The sequence below is a fragment of the Microbacterium sp. CFBP 8794 genome (genome assembly GCF_014841235.1).
GTDB lineage: Bacteria > Actinomycetota > Actinomycetes > Actinomycetales > Microbacteriaceae > Microbacterium.
In genome coordinates, this window is sequence record NZ_JACYTT010000003.1 from 543,022 (window position 1) to 563,753 (window position 20,732).

Consider the following 20,732-nt stretch of genomic DNA (forward strand, 5'->3'; position numbering starts at 1 on the left):
GCGGCGTGCGCGCGTAGATCAGAAGAAGCGGAAGCGCTCGGGGCCGAGGTCCCACGGGTCGCGGTCGAGGAACTCGGCCGCGGCGCGGAAGACGGCGCCCTCGATCACCATGCGGCGGTGCAGGTCGTCGTCGTGATGCGGATGCCCGAGGCGCTCGATGGGCACGCGGTAGAGGATGATGCGTTTCTCTTCGCGCAGCACCGTCCACCGGGGGATGCCATCGGTCGCGGCCGGCGGCATGATGCCGATCTCGAACGACACGTCGCGCAGCTCGGTCCAGGCCGAGCGCAGGAACTCCGCGGCGGCCCCCACGGCGACGTCGAAGCGCTCGACGCGCGTGTCGACCGGCGGCAGCGGCGGACGCACGACGGGACTGCGGTTCTCGCGCCCGTGGCGGCCGTGCCGCGACGGACGGACGACCGGCCGGGCTTCGCGGGATCGTCGACGCACCATGCGTTCATCCTATGGTTGCGGTGCGCGACGTCGGCAGCTCCGTCGGTACCGTCTGCATGATCCGCGGGCACCGCCACCGTTCGTTTCGACGCATGAAGTCGACGCATAAACGCGGATCCTGCGCATGAACACGCTGCCGTCACGTTTATACGCAGGATGAGCGTTTATGCGTGTGGGGGCGATGCGGGCCCGGAGCAGAGGGCGCGATGGTGCGGCTGTACCGCCGCTGTCGGGCGCGGCATCCGGGGGCGACGGCGCGGCGCGGCGGTCGCCAGGCGCCGGCTGAGTAGGCTGACCCGCGATGCGCGACAGACTCTGTTCGAAGGTGGCGTGCGCCCGCGAGGCGATGAGCACCCTCACCTACGACTACGGCGATCAGATGGCGGCCCTCGGCCCCCTCGGTCCCGTCGGAGACCCCCACGCGCACGATCTGTGCGCAATCCACGCCGATCGCCTGTCTGTTCCGCAGGGGTGGGTCGTCGTGCGGCACGAGACGCTGCGCGCCTGAGCCCGCCGCGTCAGACCCGCTCGGTGAGGGCGGCGGCGCGCTGATTCTCGAGCAGCAGCGCCCGGTACTCCCGGTCGCGCCGCACCGTCGACACGGCCCGCACGAGCGTCTCGGGGTCGGTCGGGGGCAGGGGCGACACGAACGGGCGGACCGCCTCGGCCAGCGCGGCGGCGACCCGCGCGCGCGAGACCGGGTCGAGCGCGTCGGCCCCGCGCACGAAGGTCGACATGCGCGCCGCCAGTCGGTCGGGCAGGCGCGAGACGTCGGCGATCGCGGCCCACGATTCGAGTCCCGGAGGGATGCCGGGGGCCGGCGGCGGCAGGGGACGCGTGCGGGTGCGCTCGCTCGAGGTGCCCGCGAGCAGATCGCCCAGGCGCTGGGAGCGGGGCGTGAACATCCCCACCACCGCCGCGATCGCCCCGAGGGTGAACCACAGTTCGAGCACGCCGACGAGGGAGCGGATGAACGCCTGACGGAACCCCGCCGCGCCGCCGTCGGTGCGGACGATGCGCCCACCGACCACGAGGCGGCCGAGGCTGCGTCCGCGCGACAGGGTCTCCACCGTCGTGGGCAGCGCGACCATGACGACGACGAGCAGGGTGACCACGGCGATCCCGACCGCGCTCTCGGGCAGCGTCGCTCCCACGACCATGGTCGCGATCAGCAGGCCCCCGCCGAGCAGGAGCGCGAAGCCCACCACCATGTCGATGAGGCAGCCGACCGCCCGCAGGAAGAACCCGAGGGGTTGGACGTCGAGGGCGACGGCCTCGCCGGTGAGGGTCTCGTCCGCACCCGTGTGCACGACTGCGACCGAAGGTCCGGGGGTCGACGACGATGCCATGCGTACAGTTGACCACATGGACCTCGACGCCCTCACGGCCGCCCGACGAGACGAGTGGTCCCGCCTCGACGATCTCGGCCGTCGGCGCCGGTTGAGCGGCCCCGAGGTCGACGAACTCGTCACGCGCTACCGCGCGGCATCGGCCGACCTGGCCGACATCAAGACGTCGGCCGGACGCACGCCGCAGGGCGACTACGTCTCTCTGCTGCTCGCCCGCACGCGGCTGCGGCTGACGGGCGTGCGCGAGAACGTGCTGAAGCAGTTCCCGCGCTTCTTCCTGCAGCAGCTGCCCGCGGCGCTGTACCGGGTGCGGTGGATGACGCTGGCGGTGACGGTGTTCTTCGTCGCCGTCGCCACCCTCGTCGCCCTCTGGATCTCGAACGACCCCGCCGCGGTGGCCGCGCTCGGCTCGCAGAGCGAGCTGCAGAACTACGCCGACGAGCGGTTCGTCGACTACTACCGCGAGAATCCCAACGCGATCTTCGCCGGGACGGTCTGGACCAACAACGCGTGGATCGCGGCGCAGTGCGTGCTGTTCGGGGTGACCGGGTTCTGGCCGGCGATGGTGATCATGCAGAACGCCGTGGGCGTGGGGCAGTCGGCCGCGATCATGATCGCCTTCGACCGCGCCGACGTGTTCTTCCAGTTCATCCTCCCGCACGGCCTGTTGGAGCTCACCGCGATCTTCGTCGCGGGAGCGGCGGGTCTGCAGATCTTCTGGGCCTGGGTCGCCCCCGGTCGACGCACGCGCGCCGCGGCTCTGGCGGCGGCCGGACGATCGCTGGCCACGGTGGCGGTGGGGCTCGTGTTCGCCCTGGCGCTGTCGGGTCTCGTCGAGGGCTTCGTCACGCCCCGCGACTGGCCGTGGCCCATCAAGATCGCCATCGGTGCGCTCGCGCTGGGCGTGTTCCTGTTCTACATGCTGTGGGTGGGCCGCAGGGCTGCGGCCGCGGGCGAGACGGGCGATCTCACCGAGTACGAGGCGGGGACTCCGACCCTCACCGCCGGCTGACGGCATCCGGTCGTTCCCGACCGTTCCCCGGCGTGTCATTTTTGATTCACTCAAAAATAGCTAGGCTGGAGGCATGCTCGACAGTCAGCCGGACGCCACCGCGGATGCCCTCATCCGCGGCGCGGGTCTGCGGGTGACGGCGACACGCGTCGCCGTGCTCGAGGCGCTCCGCGCCCGGCCGCACGCCACCGCCGACGCGGTGTTCGACGGGATCCGGGGCACCCTCCCCGGAACCAGCAAACAGTCCGTGTACAACGCGCTCGGCGACTTCGCCGACGCGGGACTCGCCCGCCGCATCGAACCCGCCGGCCACGCCGGCACCTTCGAACTGCGCGTGGGCGACAACCACCACCACGTGGTGTGCACCGGGTGCGGACGCATCGACGACGTGGACTGCGTCGTCGGCGCGGCTCCCTGTCTGCACATGCCGGAGCAGAGCGGCTTTCTCATCGAAACCGCCGAGGTGACGTTCTGGGGCGTGTGCTCCGATTGTCGAGCGAAGTCCGAAGCCGAAAAACCGAGAGGATCCCGATGAGCGACGCTCTGAACGGGTGCCCCGTCTTCCACGATGGAGCCGCCCCCGACGACAACCGACTGCCCGTGGGCGAAGCCCCCGCCGACAGCGAGCCCGCCGGCGCCCTGCCCCACCCGACCCAGGGTTCCGCCAACCGCGTGTGGTGGCCCGAGTCGCTGAACGTGAAGATCCTCGCGAAGAACAACGCGCTGCGCGACCCGCTCGGCACGGACTTCGACTACCGCGCCGCGTTCGAGGCGCTCGACCTCGCCGCCGTCAAGAGCGACATCCAGCAGGTCATGACGACCTCGCAGGACTGGTGGCCGGCCGACTTCGGGCACTACGGCCCCCTCATGATCCGCATGGCGTGGCACAGCGCCGGCACCTACCGCGTGACCGACGGTCGCGGCGGTTCGGGCGCGGGCATGCAGCGCTTCGCGCCGCTCAACAGCTGGCCCGACAACGTCAACCTCGACAAGGCTCGCCGCCTGCTCTGGCCCATCAAGAAGAAGTACGGCCAGTCGATCTCGTGGGCCGACCTCATGATCCTCGCCGGCAACGTCGCGCTCGAGGACATGGGGTTCCCGACCTTCGGCTTCGCCGGCGGCCGCACCGACGTGTGGGAGCCCGACGACGACGTGTACTGGGGCCCCGAGACCACGTGGCTCGGCGACGAGCGCTACACGGGCAACCGCGAGCTGGAGCGCCCGCTCGCGGCCGTCCAGATGGGCCTCATCTACGTCAACCCCGAGGGCCCCAACGGCAACCCCGACCCGCAGCTGTCGGCCCACGACATCCGTGAGACGTTCGGCCGCATGGCCATGAACGATGAGGAGACCGTCGCCCTCATCGCCGGTGGTCACACCTTCGGCAAGACCCACGGAGCCGCGAGCGACTCGCACGTGGGAGTGAACCCCGAGGCCGCCGACATCAACGACCAGGGTCTCGGCTGGAAGAACAGCCACGGCACGGGCAAGGGTGACGACACCATCACCAGTGGTCTCGAAGTCACCTGGACCTACCACCCGACCCGGTGGGACAACGAGTTCTTCCACATCCTCTTCGCGTACGAGTGGGAGCTCTTCCAGAGCCCGGCGGGCGCCCACCAGTGGCGTCCGAAGAACGGTGGCGGCGCCGACATGGTGCCCGAGGCGCACTCCGACGGACGCCGCGAGCCGCGCATGCTCACGAGCGACCTGGCGCTGCGCGTCGACCCGGCGTACGAGAAGATCTCGCGCCGCTTCGCCGAGGACCCGGCCGCCTTCCAGGACGCCTTCGCCCGCGCCTGGTTCAAACTGACCCACCGCGACATGGGCCCGCGCGAGCGTTACCTCGGCTCCGAGGTCCCCGCCGAGGTGCTCGTCTGGCAGGACCCCGTGCCCGCCGTCGACCACGCGCTCATCGACGCCGCCGACGCGGCCGCGCTGAAGCAGCGGATCCTCGACAGCGGACTCTCGGTACAGCAGCTCGTCACCACGACCTGGGCCGCCGCCTCCACCTTCCGCGGCAGTGACAAGCGCGGTGGCGTGAACGGCGCTCGCATCCGCCTCGAGCCGCAGAAGAGCTGGACGGTCAACAACCCCGAGCAGCTGGCATCCGTGCTCTCGGTGCTCGAGAACCTCAAGGCCGACTTCGACGCGCAGGCGGCGGACGGCAAGAAGGTCTCGATCGCCGACCTGCTCGTGCTCGCCGGTAACGCCGGTGTCGAGCAGGCCGCTCGCGCAGGCGGCGTCGAGGTCGAGGTGCCCTTCACCCCCGGCCGCACCGACGCGACGCAGGAGCAGACCGAGATCGAGTCGTTCCGCTGGCTCGAGCCGGTTGCCGACGGCTTCCGCAACTACGCCTCGCGCGACGCGCGGCTGCCCGCGGAGTTCCTGCTGCTCGACAAGGCCAACCTGCTGACGCTCACCGCGCCCGAGATGACCGTGCTGGTCGGAGGCCTCCGGGCCATCGGCGCGAACTGGGACGGCTCCGACTGGGGCGTCTTCACCGACACCCCCGGTGCGCTGACGAACGACGTGTTCGCGAACCTGCTCGACCTCGGCACGACGTGGAAGCCGCTCGACAGCGGCAAGCACGCGTTCCAGGGCACGAAGGACGGCTCGGGCGAGACGGTCGGGATCGGCACCCGCGTCGACCTGGTGTTCTCGTCGAACTCCGAGCTGCGCGCGCTCGCCGAGGTCTACGCCTCGGACGACGCGAAGCAGAAGTTCGTGCGCGACTTCGTCGCCGCCTGGCAGAAGGTCACCGAGCTCGACCGCTTCGACCTGGTCTGACCACCCGTCCCCGCTGCGGCGGGGCGCGCTGCGGCTCGGTACCCGCGGCATCCGGAAGGCCCGTCCCCTCGCGGGGGCGGGCCTTCCGTCGTGCGCGCGGCGCTGCTGCGGCTCACCGGCAAGCTGTGGCTGCCTTCGTCCCCCCGCCGGGGGGATGTCCCACTTCGTGCGGGTTTGCGGCTCTGTTGCTGCACGAAGTGGGACATGCGCGAGGTGGCGGCGGTGTCTGACTGGGGGATGTCCCACTTTGTGCGGGTTTGCGGCGCTGGGGCCGCACGAAGTGGGACACGCAGGGTGCGGGCGACTGCCGTGCAGAGGCGGCGCGTGAGGCGGTGTCTGCCGGGGGATGTCCCACTTCGTGCAGGTTTGCGGCTCTGTTGCTGCACGAAGTGGGACATGCGCGAGGTGGCGGCGGTGTCTGCCTGGGGGATGTCCCACTTTGTGCAGGTTTGGGGCACGGGCACTGCACGAAGTGGGACATGCAGGGTGCGGGCGACCGCCTCGCGGGGGCGGCGCGTGCGCAGGGGAGGATGCGGCCGGGCTCAGGCGAGCGACAGGCGGCGCAGACCCTCGTCGAGAGAGACCGCGGGCGTCCAGCGCAGGTCGCGGCGGATCTCGGTCTGGTCGAACCAGTGCGCGGTCGACAGTTGCTCGGCGAGGAAGCGCGTCATGGGCGGTTCGTCCTCGCCCGGGCGCACGGCCCAGACGCGCTCGACGAGGGCGCCGGCCGCGCGAGCCAGCCCCGCCGGCATGCTGAACCGCGGCGGTTCGACGCCCGAAGCGCGGCAGATCCCGGCGAGCAGGTCGCCGACCGGGCGCGGCTCGCCGTTGGTCAGCACGTACGCGCGACCGCTCACCTCGTCGGCACGGTCCAACGCGGCGACGATCCCGGATGCCGCATTGTCGACGTACGTGGAATCGATGAGCGCGGTTCCCCCATTGAGCAACGGGAGTCGACCCCGGCGGGCGCGGTCGACCACGCGGGCGATCAGCTGGGTGTCGCCCGGCCCCCACACGAGGTGCGGGCGGATCGCGACCAGGGCGGTCTCGCTGCCCGCGCGCGAGAGGGCGATCAGCTCGGCCTCGGCCTTGGTGCGGGCGTATTCGCCGTGCGCGGCCTCAGGGTCGGCGGGCTCGGCCCCGACCCCGGCCAGGGCGTGACCGGCGTGCGCGACCGACGGCGACGACACGTGCACGATGCGCCGGACGCCGGCGGCCGACGCGGCGTCGAGGAGCGTCCGCGTGCCCTCGACGTTCACGGCGCGGAACTGCGCGGGGTCTCCCGCCAGCGACACCTTCGCGGCCAGATGCACCACGCCGTCGACACCCTCGAGGGCGGATGCCACGGCATCCGGATCCGTCACGGAACCGAGGCGATCCTCGGCGCCGTCGACGCGCGAGGGGCGGCGCTGGAGCGTGCGCACCTGATGACCGGCGTCGTGCAGGGCACGCACGACCGCGCCGCCGAGGAAGCCGGACGCGCCGGTGGCGAGGACCCTCACGGCGCTGTCGGCTTCGCGCCGGCGAGCAGACGCTCGGCCCACGCGGCGAGGCGCGAGCGGTCGATTTTGGAGTTGTGGCGGATGTCGGTGGGCAGCGCCGGCACCACCAGCACGGCGGCCAGCGACTGCGCCGTCGAGGCGCGGACGGCCTCGGTCAGTTCCGGCGTCGCCAGCCCCGGGCGCCGCGCGCCGGCCTCGACCACTGCCACGACGACCTGTCGACCGACGGGGCCGACTCCGACCGCGGCCGCGCGTTCGACGGCGGGCACGGTTTCGGCATCCTGCTCGATGCCGACCGGGGTGACGGGACCCTCGGCGGTCGTGATGACGTGGGGGAGTCGCCCCTCGATCCACAGGCGTCCGTCGGCGTCGAGGTGACCCACGTCGCCTGTGCGGTGCCAGCGGTCGGCGACCCCGCGGCGGGCCTCGCGGTCGGTGAGGTAGAGGCGGAAGTATCCGCGCTTGAGGTGTGGGGCTGAGATGACGACCTCGCCCGTCACTCCGGCGTCGGTCGAGGGCTCTCCGGTGGCGCGGCCGTCGGGGCCGATCGCCGAGATGCGCACCTGGCCCGTGCCGAGGGGACGACCGACGCAGACGCCGCGGTCGCCGGTCACTGCCGCGCGCTCGATCTCGGGCAGGGTCACATCGGCGACGAGCAGGCACTCGGTCATGCCGTACGGGGTATGCGCGGTCGCCCGGGGCATGAGCTCCTGCGCACGGCGCAGCAGGTCGATGCCCACGGGGGCACCCGTCGAGAGGAAGGTGTCGACGCGGGCGAGGGCGGCGCGGTCGTCGGCGTCGAGGGCATCCGAGGTGGCGACGACGTTGTGCACCGCGGCGGGCGAGAGGAACACGATGCGGGCGTCGGAGGCGCGGACGGCTGCGGCCACGGCCGTGGCGGTGAGGGTGCGCGGCGCCGAGACGTCCATGTCGGGGGTCGCTGAACGCGTTCCGAGCGCCGGGCCCAGCAGTGCGAACGGCGCGAAGCCCGTCACCAGACCGGTGTCGGCCGTGACGCCGAAGTGCGCGGCCAGGGTGTCGCGCAGGGCCGTGAGTTGCGCGTGCGTGTACACGACGCCCTTCGCCGGTCCCGTGGACCCCGAGGTGAACAGGATCGCCGCGAGGGCATCGGCGTCGGGGGCGGCGGGCAGCGCGCGCCCGCGGCCGGCGCGCGCGAGGTCCGACAGGCTCGCCTCGACGCCGAGAGCGCGCGAGGTCACCGACGGGAGAGAGGCGGCCGACACCCGGCGTCCCGGCCATCCGAGCGCGCGGGCGGCGGCGAGACCGGCGACCTCGCCGATGACGACGTCGGGAACGGCGCCGCGCACGGCACGCGACAGACCCCGGATGCCGAGACCCCGGTCAGCCACGACCACGACGGCGCCGATGCGCAGGCAGGCATACAACGCCGCGGTCAGGGTGGGTCCGGGTGGCACCAGGAGCGAGACGCGGTCGCCCGCGCGCACGCCGAAGGCGTCGAGACCGGCGGCGAGCTCGTCGACGCGGGTCGACAGCTGCCGCCAGCTCACGCGCAGCGGCGCGCCGTCGCGCGCGGCGCTCATGTCGATCACGGCGGTGTCGTCGTCGTCTCGGCGGGCGACGAGGGCGTCCCACAGGCGACCGGCGGGGGCGGTGTCGCCCGCACCGTCGAGCTCCGCTTGCGCGCGTGCCGCCTTCGCGCGGCCCGCGCGGGTCTCGGCGGGGGCGGCGTCGGCGGTGTCGGGGAGAGCGACGACCTTCTCGTCGAGCCAGTCGAGCACGACGTCGGCGTAGGGGCGCTCCTCGGCGATGAGGTGCCCGGCGCCTTCGAAACGATGCACGTCGGCGTGCGGCATCCGCTCGGTGAGATCGTCGAGGTGGCCCTCGCCGAACACGGGGTCCTTCGGTCCGCGCAGGAAGAGCGCGGGGACGTCGAGGTCGCGGAGCCCCGTCGACATCCGACGGAGCGCCGGAGTGCTCTCGTCGGTCGCGGTGGCCGGGATGTCGGCCACGAACCCGCCGATGCCGCGGCGACGGGCCACGGTGGCGTACGGGGAACGGAACGCCGCCCGCACGGCCGGGTCGAGATCGGCCAGCGCGAGGGTGGTGTCGAGGAACGCCGTGGTGCCGGTGGTGCCCGCGGCGAGCATTCCGCGCGCCGTCGCCACCCGCAGGGCGAAGGGCAGGGGGGCACCGTCGGGGTGATGCACGGCGGTGTTGAGGGCGATGACGGCCGCGAGGCGGTCGCGGTTCTCGACGGCCCAGCCGAGCGAGACGGGTCCGCCCCAGTCGTGGCCGATGGTGACGACCGGGCCGGCGAGGTCGAGCCTCGTCACGAGGGCGTCGAGGTCGGCGATGCGCTGCGCGAGCGTGCGGCGGAGCGTCGTGCGCTCCGAGAAGCCCATCTCGAGCTGGTCGACGGCGACGACGCGCCACGGGGTCGCCCCGGTCTCGGCGCGGTGGAGCGAGGCGTTCACCAGGGCGCGCCAGAGGTACGACCACGTCGGGTTGCCGTGCACCGCGACGATGGTGCCGCGGGGCTCGATGCCGCGTTCCGCGAGGGCGGGACCGGTGTCGAGCACGTGCCAGGTGCGCGTGCGCCCCGCGTCGGCGGCGGCGCCGGACACCTCGACCAGTCGAGAGAGCGACGGATCGAGCCCGGGCAGTCCGGCCGGAGGAAGCGTGGCGGCGGGGGCGGTGACCCTCACCAGGCCAGCTCCAGCATGCCGGTGTTCAGCCCGGAGCCCACCCCCATCAGCAGGACGCGATCACCCCGGCGGAGCGTGTGCTGCTCGTCGGCGAGGGTGATTGGGATGGATGCCGGACCGACGTTGCCCAGGTGGGGGTACGTGACGGGCACACGGGTGCGGTCGAGCTTGGCGGCGCGGACGATCGCGGAGGTGTGCACGGACGAGACCTGGTGCGTGATGTACCGGTCCATACCCGTCCACGAGAACTCGCCCTTGGCTTCTTTCCACGCCGAGACGACGAGGTCGAGTCCGCCCTTGAGCAGGGCCTTGGCGTCGGTGAACATGCCGTCGACGCTGCCGACGCAGAGGTCGTAGAACTCGGTCGCGGCGCGGGTGACGCCGCCGACGAGGCGGTGGCCCTCGGGGTGGTCGCTCGCGCGTCCGAGCACGGCGGCGGCCGCGCCGGAGCCGAGGGTCAGCGACGCGAACTCCTGCATGAACGCGTCGCGATCGAGGTCTTCGCGCACGAGCCGGTTGATCGTGTTGACCTGGATCTCGTCGGCGTCTTCGCCGTTGACGATGAGCGCGTAGCGCACCTGGCCCGACTGGATCATGCCCGCGGCGAGGCTCATACCGTTGATGAAGCCGAGGCACGCGTTGGCCACGTCGAAGTTGATGGCGGAGCTGGGAAGACCGAGGCCGTGATGCAGGCGGACGGCGACCGAGGGCTCCAAGTGCTTGCGGGTGACGGAGGTGTTGATGATCAGGCCGATCTCGCTCGGATCCACGCCCGCCTCGGCCAGTGCCTGCTTGCCCGCGGCGATGGTCGCCTCGTCGGAGGACTCGCCCGCGGCCCAGTTGCGACGCTCGTTGACGCCGGCCACGCGACGGAGCAGACCGGGCTTCAACTTCAGCCGGTGCAACGCGGGAGCGAGCCGATCCTCGATGTCGTCCGACGTCGTGACCCGGCCGGGCAGAACGCTCGCCACCGATACGAGGGCCACATCGTCGAAGCGTGTCGTGGCGTTTCCTGGCAAGAGTTCTCCCGCATCCTGTGCGTAGACGGCGCAGCCGGGCGCGGAGGGGACGCGCCGACGGCTCGAAGGGTACCCCCCAGGATAAGCCGCGTCGTATGTCCTCGGCTGCATGGGGGCTGGGTGTGCTACAGGCGCCCGGCCGCCTTCAGCGCGAGGTAGCGGTCGGCGACGAGCGGCGGCAGATCGTCGGCCGACGCCGAGACGGCGTCGCCCCCGGCGCGGACCACGGCCGCCCGCACCCGGTCGGCGTCATGCCGCGCGCGCTCGATCGCGGCGGCGGCGTACACGTCGGCGGCGTCGCGGTGGGCCGGGGCGTCGCCCGGGCCGTCGGTCGCCGTCGCCACCAGCAGCCGCGATCGCGCCGCGACCGCCGGGAGCGACGCGAGGAACGCGCGTGCGGCTTCGGGGTCGTCGGCGGCCGTCAGCAGCACGACCAGCGCGGGGCGCACCGAGAGGCCCCGCACCTGCGCGAAGGCGGCGTCCCAGTCGGTGTCGATGAGTTGCGGGTCGACGGGCGCCATCGCCTCGACCAACGCGGGCAGCAGCTGCGCGCCATCGGTGCGGGTGACGCGCGCGCGGGTCACGCGGTCGAACATGAGGAGGTGCACGTGGTCACCGGCGCGCGTCGCGAGCACTGACAGCAGCAGAGCGGCCTCCATCGCGGCATCCAGCCGCACGCCGTCACCCACGCGGGCGGCGGCCGTGCGTCCGGTGTCGATGACGATGACGACGTGCCGATCGCGCTCGGGACGCCAGGTGCGCAGCATGGTCGTTCCGGCGCGCGCCGTCGCCCGCCAGTCGATCGAGCGCACGTCGTCGCCCCGCACGTACTCGCGCAGGCTGTCGAACTCGGTGCCCTGCCCGCGCACCTGCAGCGAGGTGTTGCCGTCGAGCTCGCGCAGGCGGGCGAGTCGCGAGGGGAGGTGTCGCCGGGAGGTGAACGGGGGCAGGACGCGCAGACGCCCGGGGGCGTCGACCACCGCCTGTCGGCCGGCGAGCCCCAGGGGACCCGCGGCGCGCACGGTGACGAAGGCGCTGCGCAACTCGCCCCGGCGCCGCGGGAGCAACGACAGCGCAGCTCCCCGTCGCTCGCCGGGCGGCACGGTGAAACGCTGCCGCTCGTCGGGCGCCCCGGCCGTCGGCTGCCACGCGTCGCGCACGACAGCGCGCAGAAGGCGGGTACCGAGGTTGCGCACCCGCAGTTCGCCGGTCACCGGCTCGTCGCGCAGCGCCCGCTCCGGCAGCGTGCGAGTGATCTCGACCCGACGCGGGTCGGCCGCGAGGGCGATGTCGATCGCCGCGAGCACGACGCACAGAGCCACCCATCCGCCCGCGACCGCCCACGCCGGAGCCCCCGCGGTGCTGAGCAGCACGAGGGGCCCGACGCCGAGGGCGACGAGCAGGGCGAGGCGGCCGGAAACGAACATCAGATGGGGACGCGCGTCTGCTGCAGGACCGATGTGAGGATCGCGTCGACCGAGACGCCCTCGATCTCGGCCTCGGGCCGCAGGCGGATGCGGTGACGCCAGACGGGCACGAGCATGGTCTGCACGTGGTCGGGCGTGATCGCCGGGTAACCGCCGAGCCAGGCCCACGCCTTCGCGGCGGCGAGCAGTCCCGTGCTGGCGCGCGGGCTCACGCCCAGCAGCACCGACGGGCTCTGACGCGTGGCGCGCGCGAGATCGACCACGTAGCCGAGCAGGTCGTCGTCGACGGCCACGGATGCCGCGGCGCGCTGTGCCGCCAGGATCTGCGACGCGGTGACCGCCGGCGTCACCCCGGCCTCGTCGAGGTGCCGAGGGTCGAATCCTCCCGCGTGCCGGCGGAGCACGTCGACCTCGGCGTCGCGGCCCGGCAGGTCGACGACGAGCTTCAGCAGGAAGCGGTCGAGCTGGGCCTCGGGCAGGGTGTAGGTGCCCTCGTGCTCGATGGGGTTCTGCGTGGCGGCGACGAGGAACGGGTCGGGAAGCGCACGGCTCACCCCATCGGACGACACCTGACGTTCTTCCATGGCCTCGAGCAGCGCCGCCTGCGTCTTGGGGGGCGTGCGGTTGATCTCGTCGGCGAGCAGCACGTGCGTGAACACCGGACCTGCGCGGAACTCGAACTCCCCGGCCCGCGCGTCGTAGACCAGCGAACCCGTCACATCTCCGGGCATGAGATCGGGGGTGAACTGCACGCGGCGGGTGTCGAGACCGAGCGCGCGGCTGAAGGAGCGCACCAGCAGCGTCTTGGCGACGCCCGGAACGCCCTCGAGCAGCACGTGTCCCCGCGAGAGCAGGGCGATCAGCAGCCCTGTCACGGTGCCGTCCTGGCCGACGACGGCCTTGCCGACTTCGAGGCGCACCTGGTGCATGGCCTCGCGGAGGGCCGCGTGGTCGTCGGCGCTCGCGGTCGTGGTGTGGGGAGCTGCGGAGTTCTCGGGGCTGTCGGTCATCGGGTGGTCCCTTCGGTTCGGACGGCGGCGCGCACGCTCGCCTCGAGATCGCGGAGTCGGTCGGCGGCCGCGACGAGGTCACGGTCGGTACGGGGTGAGTCGTCGACGAGGATGCCGCGGACCAGGCCGCGGTCGGCGCCCAGTCGTTCGGCGACGGCATCGGAGGTGTCGACGGGGGAGGTGCGCGCCGCGAGGCCCAGCAGCCGACCGAGCCGGGCGCGGCTCGCGCGCCGCAGCTCGTCGAGCGCGTGCCCCGCGTCGGCCGAGGCGGCGTACAGCCGCGCGCGGCCCTCGGTGGTCTCGTTCGCCCGCACCGTGACGGGGAGGCGCTCGGTGACGAGCGGGCCGAACCGACGGCCCCGCCAGACGGCGGCGGTGAGCGCGGAGGCGAGCAGCAGCAGGATCGCCGGTGTCACCCAGGGGGGTGTCAGGTCGGCGAGGGTGGGGGCGGTGGTGCCCTGGTCGGCGTCGGAGGGGGAGGGCACGTACCAGACGAGAGCGTCGGTCTGTCCGAGGACACCGATCGCCAGCGCGGCGTTGCCGTCGGCCGTGAGGGTGGAGTTGGTGAGCACCGACAGACCGTCGAGGGCGGTCACCGTGCGTCCGCCCCGCTCGTCGGTCAGGAGGGCGTATTCGTCGCCGACGGGGTAGCAGCCCTGCACGCCGTCGCCGGGTACGAGCAGTTCGCCCACGCGGGCGTCTCCGGCGCCCCGGGCCGCGGGCACGTCGCACGCCGGACCCGTCGTCGCGTCGTCGGTGAAACCGCCCAGCGAGGAGCCGTTCAGGAGCACGCCGAGCGCCCGCGAGCGCGGTTCGACGAGCACGGTGTGCCGTGCCCGTTCCGCGAGGTTGCTCAGTGCGTCGTCGGAGAGCATCGGGGCGTCGCGCAGCACGAGCGTGGCGTCGCCTCCGCCGAGCGCGCGTTCGGCGGCCTGACGGTCGCGGGCGACGGTGACGCGGACGCCCTGCTGCTCGAGGATCCGGACCACCGCCCGGGTGCCGTCGGGGCCGGCTGACTCGGGGTCGAGCACCGCGCGCTGCTGGTAGCCGCCGTACACGAGGGAGCCGCCGACGAGCGCGACGAGCAGCAGGGCCACCACCAGCGCGATCCACCCCAGGGCGGCGCGTCGGCGGGGGTGTGCGGAGCGCGAGGCCGATGCGGAGCTCGCGACACCCGAGGGGGCGCTCATGAAGGGGCCGCCGCGCGGTCGGTGACGGCGCTGTCGGTGACGGCGCGGGCTCGGACGGCGGCCTCGTCGAGATCGGCGATCGCGCGATACCCGTCGGCGGTTCCGGGGCGGCGCAGATAGCGCACGTCGTCGAAGCTCGCGGCAGCGGTGTCCATCGCGGCGGCGAGTGCGGGCAGGGCGACCCCCGCGGCACGGCCGAAGGCGCGCGCCGTCGCCCCCGGCGGCGGGTCCACGAGGCCGCGCTCCGACAGACCGCGCGCGACGGCGCGGAAGCGCAGCACGATCGCGGCGTCCCATGCCCCGCGGGCGGCGGCTTCATCGGCCTCGCGTCGCAGTTCGTCGGCCGATCGCCCGTCGTCGTCGTCGAAGAGCGCGCGCGCCGCCGGCTGCGCGCGCACGAGACGGCGCGGGCGCCCCCAGATGAGCAGGGCGACGATGATGCCGACGGACAAGAGCACGGCCAGCACGATGAGGGCCGAGGGCCCCCAGTCGGCGTTGCCCGACGGCCGCAGCAGGTCGCCGATGAACGAGGCGACGGCCTGCGCTACACGGTCGATGAAGGTCGGCTCGGACGCCTGGTACGAGGGGTCTTCGAGCTCGCGCTCCGCCCACTCCCGCGCCTGGTCGGGGTCGGGGAGGAGCGGGAACACCGCGGCGGCGGCGGTCGCGAGAGCGGCGGCCGTCATCGATCGGTCGGCGACCCGGGCGCAGCCCACGAGGTGGGCGCCGCGGGCGGGGCCACGTCGGGGCTCGGCGGGGCGGCCGGCGGGGGAGTCGCCGGACCCGAGACCGCGTCGTCGGCGGACCGATCGGCGGGCGTGACCGACCCCGCCGCGGGTGCGTCCCAGGCGGGAGCGGGGACCGGGGGAGCACCGTACGGCGCCGGGGCGCCGTATCCGGTGGGGGCGCCGTAGCCGGCCTGAGCGCCGTAGCCGGCCGGTGCGCCGTATCCAGCCGGTGCGCCGTAGCCGGCGTACGGCGGTGCCGTGCCGACGGGCACGGGGGCGGGCCGCTCGACGACGCGACCGACGCCGACGAGGTACGGATCGGCGAGGTCGGTGGCCCCGGCATCGCGTGCCTCGACGTAGGTGTGCAGATCGTGGTCGAGTCCCTCGACCCGCATGCGGGCGTCGACGTAGACCAGCGCGGCCGAGGTCGACTGCACGACCAGCGCGATGCACTGCACGAGCAGGATGCCGAACTGGCCGATCACCTGCACCACGACCATTCCCACGACGGCCCCGATCTCGTCGGTGCCGGTGGGGGCGAGGATGCCCGGAATGATCCCCGCGATGAGGCTGAAGGGCACCGAGATGAGCTGGGCGAGCACGCTGAAGCCGAACGAGATGATCACGATCACGCCGAACGTCGACCAGAACCGCCGGCGGGTGAGCCGCCACGAGCGGGCGATCCCCGCGTGGATGCCGGCGCCTTCGAGGATGATCGCCGAGGGCACGAGGAAGAGCTTCGTTGTCAGCCACGCGTACAGCGGGATGAGCCCGAGCACGAACAGCACGCCGACGAGGATGCCGAGCCACAGCACCGAGATCACGAGCAGCGTCACGATGCCGGCGAGCACGCCGACGACCACCAGGCTGGCGAGCACCACCAGGGCGCTGTAGCCGATGAGTCGCCAGATCACCGGGCGCACGCGGGCCCAGACGGCCTTCAGGGTCGGCTTCTCGGCCACGACCGCGTGAGCGACCTCGGAGACGACGACGCCCTGCACCACCACGCTGAGCGCTCCGACCAGCAGGCTCAGCACCAGGGCGGCGGCGCCCGTGATGACGGTGGATCCGGCGAAGATCGCGCCCCAGTCGTCACCGCCGTAGGCAACGGTGTCGAGGCGCGAGAAGCTGGCGACGGCGATGGCGCCCACCGCGGCGGCCAGCACGATGTAGGCGACGGCCTGCACGACGAGCGCGAAGCCGAGCAGCACCTTCGGGTTGTGCCGCAGGGCGACGAACGAGCGGCCGAGAATCGTGCCGAAGCCGTACGGGTGCAGCGGCACTATGCCGGGTCGAGAGGCCGGGGTCCAGTTCGGATACGCGGTCACGGTGACGCCTCCTCGTTGCACGGCAGTGTCTTCATCGTGTCACACACCCCCGACACGCTCGGCCTCATCTCACCCTCGTCGACTACTCTCGGAGGAACGCGCCCTCACCCCGGGCGTTGTGCCCGTGCCGCACGGGTTCGAGACGGAAGACGTACCCCCGAATGACTTCACGGATCCTGGTGGTCGACGACGACACCGCGCTGGCCGAGATGATCGGCATCGTGCTGCGCACCGAAGGATTCGACACGGTCTTCTGCGCCGACGGCGCCCAGGCCGTCGACGCGTGGCGCACCGAGCGACCCGACCTCATCCTGCTCGACCTCATGCTGCCGGGGGTCGACGGCATCGAGATCTGCACGCGCGTGCGCGCCGAGTCCGGCGTGCCGATCATCATGCTCACCGCGCGCACCGACACCGCCGACCTGGTGAAGGGCCTCGAGTCGGGCGCCGACGACTACATCATGAAGCCGTTCAACCCGAAGGAGCTGGTGGCTCGCATCCGCACGCGTCTGCGGCCGTCCCAGGCTCCCGTCGACGAGACGCTGCGCATCGGCGACCTCGTCGTCGACGTCGCCGCGCACGAGGTGCGCCGTGGCGACAGCCCGATCGCGCTGACGCCGCTCGAGTTCGAACTGCTCGTCGCCCTGGCCGAGAAGCCGCAGCAGGTGTTCTCGCGCGAGATGCTGCTCGAGCAGGTGTGGGGCTACCACTACAAGGCCGACACCCGTCTGGTGAACGTGCACGTGCAGCGCCTGCGCGCCAAGATCGAGGCCGACCCCGACAACCCGCGGATCGTCACCACCGTGCGCGGCGTGGGCTACCGCGCCGGCGCGGTGGCCTGAGCGCGCGATGACGGGCGCGGTGCGGACGCTCCCGCCGCGGGTCAGCAGCTGGCGCGATTGGCGGGCGGTCCGCGATCGGCTGGCGACGCTGTGGCGACGCTCCCTGCGCTTCCGCACGATCCTCATCACGGTCACCCTCACCGCCGTGACCATCCTCGTCACGTGCGTGGCGATGGCCCTCGTCATCCAGAACGAGCTGTTCACCGCCCGCAAGGACCAGGTGCTCCTCGAGGCCCAGCGCGCGACCGCGTCGGCGCAGGCCACGCTCGACGCGGCCGTCGACTCGACCGATCCGGCCGCGGCGCAGACGCTCATGAACGGCATCGCGACGCGGCTGTCGCAGCAGTCCTCGAGCGATCTGATCGCGCTGTACCGCATCGGTCCGCCCTCGCCCCTGGCGCCGCAGCCGTTCATCTCGCCCGCGTTCGAGTCGGGCCTCGTCTCCGACGCGCTGCGCAAACAGGTGCAGTCGAGTCCCGATCTGCAGTGGTGGCAGTCGGTGGCGTTGCCCTCCGACGGGGGCCGTGACGTTCCCGGCATCCTGGTCGGTCATCAACTGCGCTTCCCGGCCGAAGACGGGGTCGATTCCTACGAGCTGTACATGGGGTACGACCTCATCAGCGCCTCGCAGACCCTCGCGTTCGTCCAGGTGCTGCTGTGGGTGGTGGGTCTGATCCTGGTGGTGCTCATCGGTTCGATCGCGTGGTTCGTGCTGCGCTCGATCACCACGCCCATCGCGGATGCCGCCGAGACCAGCGCGAAGCTCGCGGCGGGCGATCTGGGCGTGCGTCTTCCCGTGCGCGGCGAAGACGAGCTGGCGACGCTGAACCGGTCGTTCAACGCCATGGCCGACAGCATCGAGTCGCAGATCAAGGAGCTGGCCGACCTCTCGCTCGTGCAGCAGCGCTTCGTGTCCGACGTCTCGCACGAGCTGCGCACGCCGCTGACGACGATCCGCCTCGCCGCCGACATCATCAACGACCAGCGCGAGGAGTTCGATCCGGTCACGGGACGCGCGGCCGAGCTGCTGCACGCGCAGGTGCAGCGCTTCGAGGTGCTGCTCACCGACCTGCTCGAGATCAGCCGGTACGACGCCGGCTCCGTGCAGCTCGAGCTCGAGGCGACGAGCCTCGCCCACCTCGCCGAAGACGTGATCCTCTCGATGGAGCAGCTCGCCGAAGGGCACGGCTCCGACGTGCGCCTGGTCGCACCCGGCGGGTACACCCCCGTCGACATGGACGCCCGCCGCGTGCGGCGCGTGGTGCGCAACCTGCTCGGCAACGCGATCGAGCACGGCGAGGGGCGGCCGATCGTCGTCTCGGTCGACAGCAACCGCGACGCCGTGGCACTCGGCGTGCGTGACTTCGGTCTGGGCATGAAGGCCGACGACGTCGAGCGCGTGTTCGACCGGTTCTGGCGGGCCGACCCGTCGCGGGTGCGCACGATCGGCGGCACGGGTCTGGGCCTGTCGATCGCCCTGGGCGACGCGCGGCTGCACGGCGGCACCCTGGCGGTGTGGTCGGAACCGGGCCGCGGATCCAACTTCGTGCTCACCCTGCCCCGAGATGGACGACCCGTGGGCGCCTCGCCCCTGCCTCTCGTCCCCGACGACGAGCAGGGCGGCGCCCTCGAGGCGCTGGGGCTCACCCAGCCCATCTCGCTCAACCGCTCGACCTTCGGGAGGATGCCGTGAGACGCGCCCTGGCCCTCGTCAGCCTCGCTCTCGTACTCGCCCTGACGGCGTGCACCGGATTGCCGACCACCGGGTACGTCAACCCCGGCCGCGGCCCGCAGAGCGACGACGCGCAGGCGTTCGCGTTCGTGCCCGACGGTCCGCAGGATGACGCGTCGCCGGCCGAGATCGTCGAGGGATTCCTGCGCGCCGGCTCGGGGCCGGCCGACGACTGGGCGACCGCGAAGCTGTTCCTCTCGCCCGGTGCCACCTGGGACCCCCGCGCCCGCGTGACGATCGACACGCTCGCCGCGCGCCGCGCCGCACCCTCCGCCGACGGCACGGTGGTGACGGTGTCGCTGTCGACGGTGGCGGGGGTGGATGCCGACGGCGCCTACGCCCCGGCCGCCACGGGCAGCGCCCAGACCCTGTCCTTCGCCCTCGCGCAGGTCGACGGCCAGTGGCGGATCACCTCCGCCCCCGACGGGGTCGTGCTGTACGAGGAAGTGTTCCCGACGGTCTACCAGTCGGCATCCATCGCGTACTTCGACCCGACGTGGAGCTTCATCGTCCCGGACGTGCGATGGTTCCCCCGTGCGCTGGTGGCCAGCCGCGTCGCGACGGCCCTGGTCGACGGTCAGCCGAGCTCGTGGCTGTCGGGCGCCGTGCGCAACGCCTTCCCCGAAGAGCTGTCGCTCGTGGGGCGCTCGGTGACGCTGTCGTCGGGGGGAGTCGCCCAGGTACAACTGCCGCGGGCGGCTCTGAGCCTGGACCGCACGACCCTCGACCGCATGCAGACCCAACTGGCGCGCAGCCTCTCGTCGGCCGGCATCAGCGAGGTGCAGATGACGGTGGAGGGCACCCCGGTCACCGCCTCCGAGGTCGCCGTGCGCGTGACGCGCATCGATCCCTCGCCGGCGGTGCTCACCTCGCTCGGCGTGTTCGGCGCCCTGTCGGGCGACCAGGTCGAGTCGATCCCGGGTCTGTCCGACGCGATCGAGTCCCTGGCGCCGACGATGGTGGAACTCGAAGCCGACCGCAGCCTGGCGGCGGTGCGCACGCAGCAGGGAACGGTGGCGAGTGCGCTCGCCGACGGTCGGACGTTCCTGCTCGACGACCGCCCGGGCCTCATCGCCCCCACGATCGACGCCGAGGGAGCGATCTGGAGCGTGCCGAGTGCGGCCCCCGCGCAGCTGCACGTCATCACGCCCGAAGGGGTTCCCCGCGACGTCGGCAATGCGTGGCCCGATGCCTCCGAGATCACCGCGATGCAGATCTCCCGTGATGGTACGAGGGTGGCGGCCATCGTCACCGTGTCGGGTGCGCGCGAGGTGTGGGTCGCCGGCATCCTGCGCTCGGCGGGCGAGATCGACCTCGGTCCGCCGCACGTGCTGTCGTTCTCGCAGCAGGGGGCGTTCGACCTCGCGTGGCTCGACGACACCACCATCGGCGTCCTCTCGTCGGTCGACGGTGTCAGCCGCTTGAGCGAGCTCAGCGTGGGCGGTCGCGGCACCGAGGCGCAGGCGCCCGAGGGGGCGCGCACGCTCGCCGCGGGGAGCACGAGCGTCCGCGTGCTCGACGATCAGGGGCGCCTCTACAGTCGGCGCGGAAGCTCGTGGACCCTGGTGGCCTCCAACATCCGGGTGCTGGCGGCGCAGCAGGGCACCACGTCCTGAGCGGGCGCGGCTTCTCCCCAGCGCGGTCGGCGTGACATCCGTCCACG

General features: G+C 72.6%; 17 protein-coding genes. 7 read left to right on the top strand and 10 right to left on the bottom strand.

All coding sequences use genetic code 11. The features are described from left to right. Positions 1 to 18 precede the first annotated feature (18 nt). Positions 19 to 453: a hypothetical protein gene (locus tag IFU19_RS09940; protein WP_191926293.1), complete on the bottom strand. Its 435-nt coding sequence runs from the start codon at positions 451 to 453 to the stop codon at positions 19 to 21. A 301-nt stretch (positions 454 to 754) separates the two neighbouring features. On the opposite strand from IFU19_RS09940, the gene IFU19_RS09945 reads away from it, so the two are divergent. Continuing rightward, a complete protein-coding gene (locus tag IFU19_RS09945; RefSeq protein ID WP_055834540.1) occupies positions 755 to 961 on the top strand; it encodes a DUF3499 family protein in 207 nt (68 codons plus the stop codon). A gap of 10 nt (positions 962 to 971) precedes the next feature. Here the strand turns inward: IFU19_RS09945 and IFU19_RS09950 are convergent, their stop codons facing one another. Further along, positions 972 to 1,802 carry an RDD family protein gene (locus tag IFU19_RS09950; protein ID WP_192013568.1) on the bottom strand — a complete coding sequence of 277 codons (831 nt, stop codon included), beginning with the start codon at positions 1,800 to 1,802 and terminating at the stop codon, positions 972 to 974. A gap of 16 nt (positions 1,803 to 1,818) precedes the next feature. On the opposite strand from IFU19_RS09950, the gene IFU19_RS09955 reads away from it, so the two are divergent. From IFU19_RS09955 to katG, 3 genes are all read left to right on the top strand, one after another. Continuing rightward, entirely contained in the window at positions 1,819 to 2,814 is a 996-nt protein-coding gene (locus IFU19_RS09955; RefSeq protein WP_055834546.1) for a stage II sporulation protein M, read from the top strand. A 73-nt stretch (positions 2,815 to 2,887) separates the two neighbouring features. Continuing rightward, positions 2,888 to 3,349, top strand: a complete 462-nt coding sequence (locus tag IFU19_RS09960) for a Fur family transcriptional regulator (protein ID WP_055834549.1) — start codon at positions 2,888 to 2,890, stop codon at positions 3,347 to 3,349. After that, positions 3,346 to 5,604: a catalase/peroxidase HPI gene (katG, locus tag IFU19_RS09965; protein WP_192013570.1), complete on the top strand. Its 2,259-nt coding sequence runs from the start codon at positions 3,346 to 3,348 to the stop codon at positions 5,602 to 5,604. Before IFU19_RS09960 ends, katG begins: the two co-directional genes overlap by 4 nt. Positions 5,605 to 6,146: 542 nt before the next feature. Here the strand turns inward: katG and IFU19_RS09970 are convergent. The 8 genes from IFU19_RS09970 to IFU19_RS16855 form a co-directional block, all read right to left on the bottom strand. After that, positions 6,147 to 7,106 carry an NAD-dependent epimerase/dehydratase family protein gene (locus IFU19_RS09970; RefSeq protein ID WP_192013572.1) on the bottom strand — a complete coding sequence of 320 codons (960 nt, stop codon included), beginning with the start codon at positions 7,104 to 7,106 and terminating at the stop codon, positions 6,147 to 6,149. After that, positions 7,103 to 9,793, bottom strand: coding sequence for an alpha/beta fold hydrolase (locus tag IFU19_RS09975; RefSeq protein ID WP_192013574.1), 2,691 nt, complete (start codon positions 9,791 to 9,793; stop codon positions 7,103 to 7,105). The genes IFU19_RS09970 and IFU19_RS09975 overlap by 4 nt, the downstream gene beginning before the upstream one ends. Then, positions 9,790 to 10,812, bottom strand: a complete 1,023-nt coding sequence (locus tag IFU19_RS09980) for a 3-oxoacyl-ACP synthase III (RefSeq protein WP_055936675.1) — start codon at positions 10,810 to 10,812, stop codon at positions 9,790 to 9,792. Before IFU19_RS09980 ends, IFU19_RS09975 begins: the two co-directional genes overlap by 4 nt. A 125-nt stretch (positions 10,813 to 10,937) precedes the next feature. Beyond that, on the bottom strand, positions 10,938 to 12,239 hold the full coding sequence (locus IFU19_RS09985) for a DUF58 domain-containing protein (protein ID WP_055834558.1): 1,302 nt from the start codon (positions 12,237 to 12,239) through the stop codon (positions 10,938 to 10,940). Then, entirely contained in the window at positions 12,239 to 13,249 is a 1,011-nt protein-coding gene (locus IFU19_RS09990; protein WP_055834561.1) for an AAA family ATPase, read from the bottom strand. The genes IFU19_RS09985 and IFU19_RS09990 overlap by 1 nt, the downstream gene beginning before the upstream one ends. Beyond that, positions 13,246 to 14,439: a DUF4350 domain-containing protein gene (locus IFU19_RS09995; RefSeq protein WP_192013576.1), complete on the bottom strand. Its 1,194-nt coding sequence runs from the start codon at positions 14,437 to 14,439 to the stop codon at positions 13,246 to 13,248. The genes IFU19_RS09990 and IFU19_RS09995 overlap by 4 nt, the downstream gene beginning before the upstream one ends. Continuing rightward, positions 14,436 to 15,125, bottom strand: coding sequence for a DUF4129 domain-containing protein (locus tag IFU19_RS10000; RefSeq protein WP_192013578.1), 690 nt, complete (start codon positions 15,123 to 15,125; stop codon positions 14,436 to 14,438). Before IFU19_RS10000 ends, IFU19_RS09995 begins: the two co-directional genes overlap by 4 nt. After that, a complete protein-coding gene (locus tag IFU19_RS16855; protein WP_192013580.1) occupies positions 15,122 to 16,495 on the bottom strand; it encodes a glycerophosphoryl diester phosphodiesterase membrane domain-containing protein in 1,374 nt (457 codons plus the stop codon). Before IFU19_RS16855 ends, IFU19_RS10000 begins: the two co-directional genes overlap by 4 nt. A 161-nt stretch (positions 16,496 to 16,656) precedes the next feature. On the opposite strand from IFU19_RS16855, the gene mtrA reads away from it, so the two are divergent. From mtrA to IFU19_RS10020, 3 genes are read left to right on the top strand one after another with little or no spacing between them, the layout of a single operon-like run. After that, positions 16,657 to 17,337, top strand: a complete 681-nt coding sequence (gene mtrA, locus IFU19_RS10010) for an MtrAB system response regulator MtrA (protein WP_055834573.1) — start codon at positions 16,657 to 16,659, stop codon at positions 17,335 to 17,337. A gap of 7 nt (positions 17,338 to 17,344) precedes the next feature. Continuing rightward, positions 17,345 to 19,030 carry an MtrAB system histidine kinase MtrB gene (gene mtrB, locus IFU19_RS10015; RefSeq protein WP_191915216.1) on the top strand — a complete coding sequence of 562 codons (1,686 nt, stop codon included), beginning with the start codon at positions 17,345 to 17,347 and terminating at the stop codon, positions 19,028 to 19,030. Continuing rightward, positions 19,027 to 20,685, top strand: coding sequence for an LpqB family beta-propeller domain-containing protein (locus IFU19_RS10020; RefSeq protein WP_055834578.1), 1,659 nt, complete (start codon positions 19,027 to 19,029; stop codon positions 20,683 to 20,685). Before mtrB ends, IFU19_RS10020 begins: the two co-directional genes overlap by 4 nt. Positions 20,686 to 20,732 lie beyond the last annotated feature (47 nt).

Coding starts and splice junctions, on each gene's coding strand:
- IFU19_RS09940 (WP_191926293.1), bottom strand. CDS start 453: ATGGTGCGTCGACGATCCCGCGAAGCCCGGCCGGTCGTCCGTCCGTCG.
- IFU19_RS09945 (WP_055834540.1), top strand. CDS start 755: ATGCGCGACAGACTCTGTTCGAAGGTGGCGTGCGCCCGCGAGGCGATG.
- IFU19_RS09950 (WP_192013568.1), bottom strand. CDS start 1,802: ATGGCATCGTCGTCGACCCCCGGACCTTCGGTCGCAGTCGTGCACACG.
- IFU19_RS09955 (WP_055834546.1), top strand. CDS start 1,819: ATGGACCTCGACGCCCTCACGGCCGCCCGACGAGACGAGTGGTCCCGC.
- IFU19_RS09960 (WP_055834549.1), top strand. CDS start 2,888: ATGCTCGACAGTCAGCCGGACGCCACCGCGGATGCCCTCATCCGCGGC.
- katG (WP_192013570.1), top strand. CDS start 3,346: ATGAGCGACGCTCTGAACGGGTGCCCCGTCTTCCACGATGGAGCCGCC.
- IFU19_RS09985 (WP_055834558.1), bottom strand. CDS start 12,239: ATGTTCGTTTCCGGCCGCCTCGCCCTGCTCGTCGCCCTCGGCGTCGGG.
- IFU19_RS09990 (WP_055834561.1), bottom strand. CDS start 13,249: ATGACCGACAGCCCCGAGAACTCCGCAGCTCCCCACACCACGACCGCG.
- IFU19_RS09995 (WP_192013576.1), bottom strand. CDS start 14,439: ATGAGCGCCCCCTCGGGTGTCGCGAGCTCCGCATCGGCCTCGCGCTCC.
- IFU19_RS10000 (WP_192013578.1), bottom strand. CDS start 15,125: ATGACGGCCGCCGCTCTCGCGACCGCCGCCGCCGCGGTGTTCCCGCTC.
- mtrA (WP_055834573.1), top strand. CDS start 16,657: ATGACTTCACGGATCCTGGTGGTCGACGACGACACCGCGCTGGCCGAG.
- mtrB (WP_191915216.1), top strand. CDS start 17,345: ATGACGGGCGCGGTGCGGACGCTCCCGCCGCGGGTCAGCAGCTGGCGC.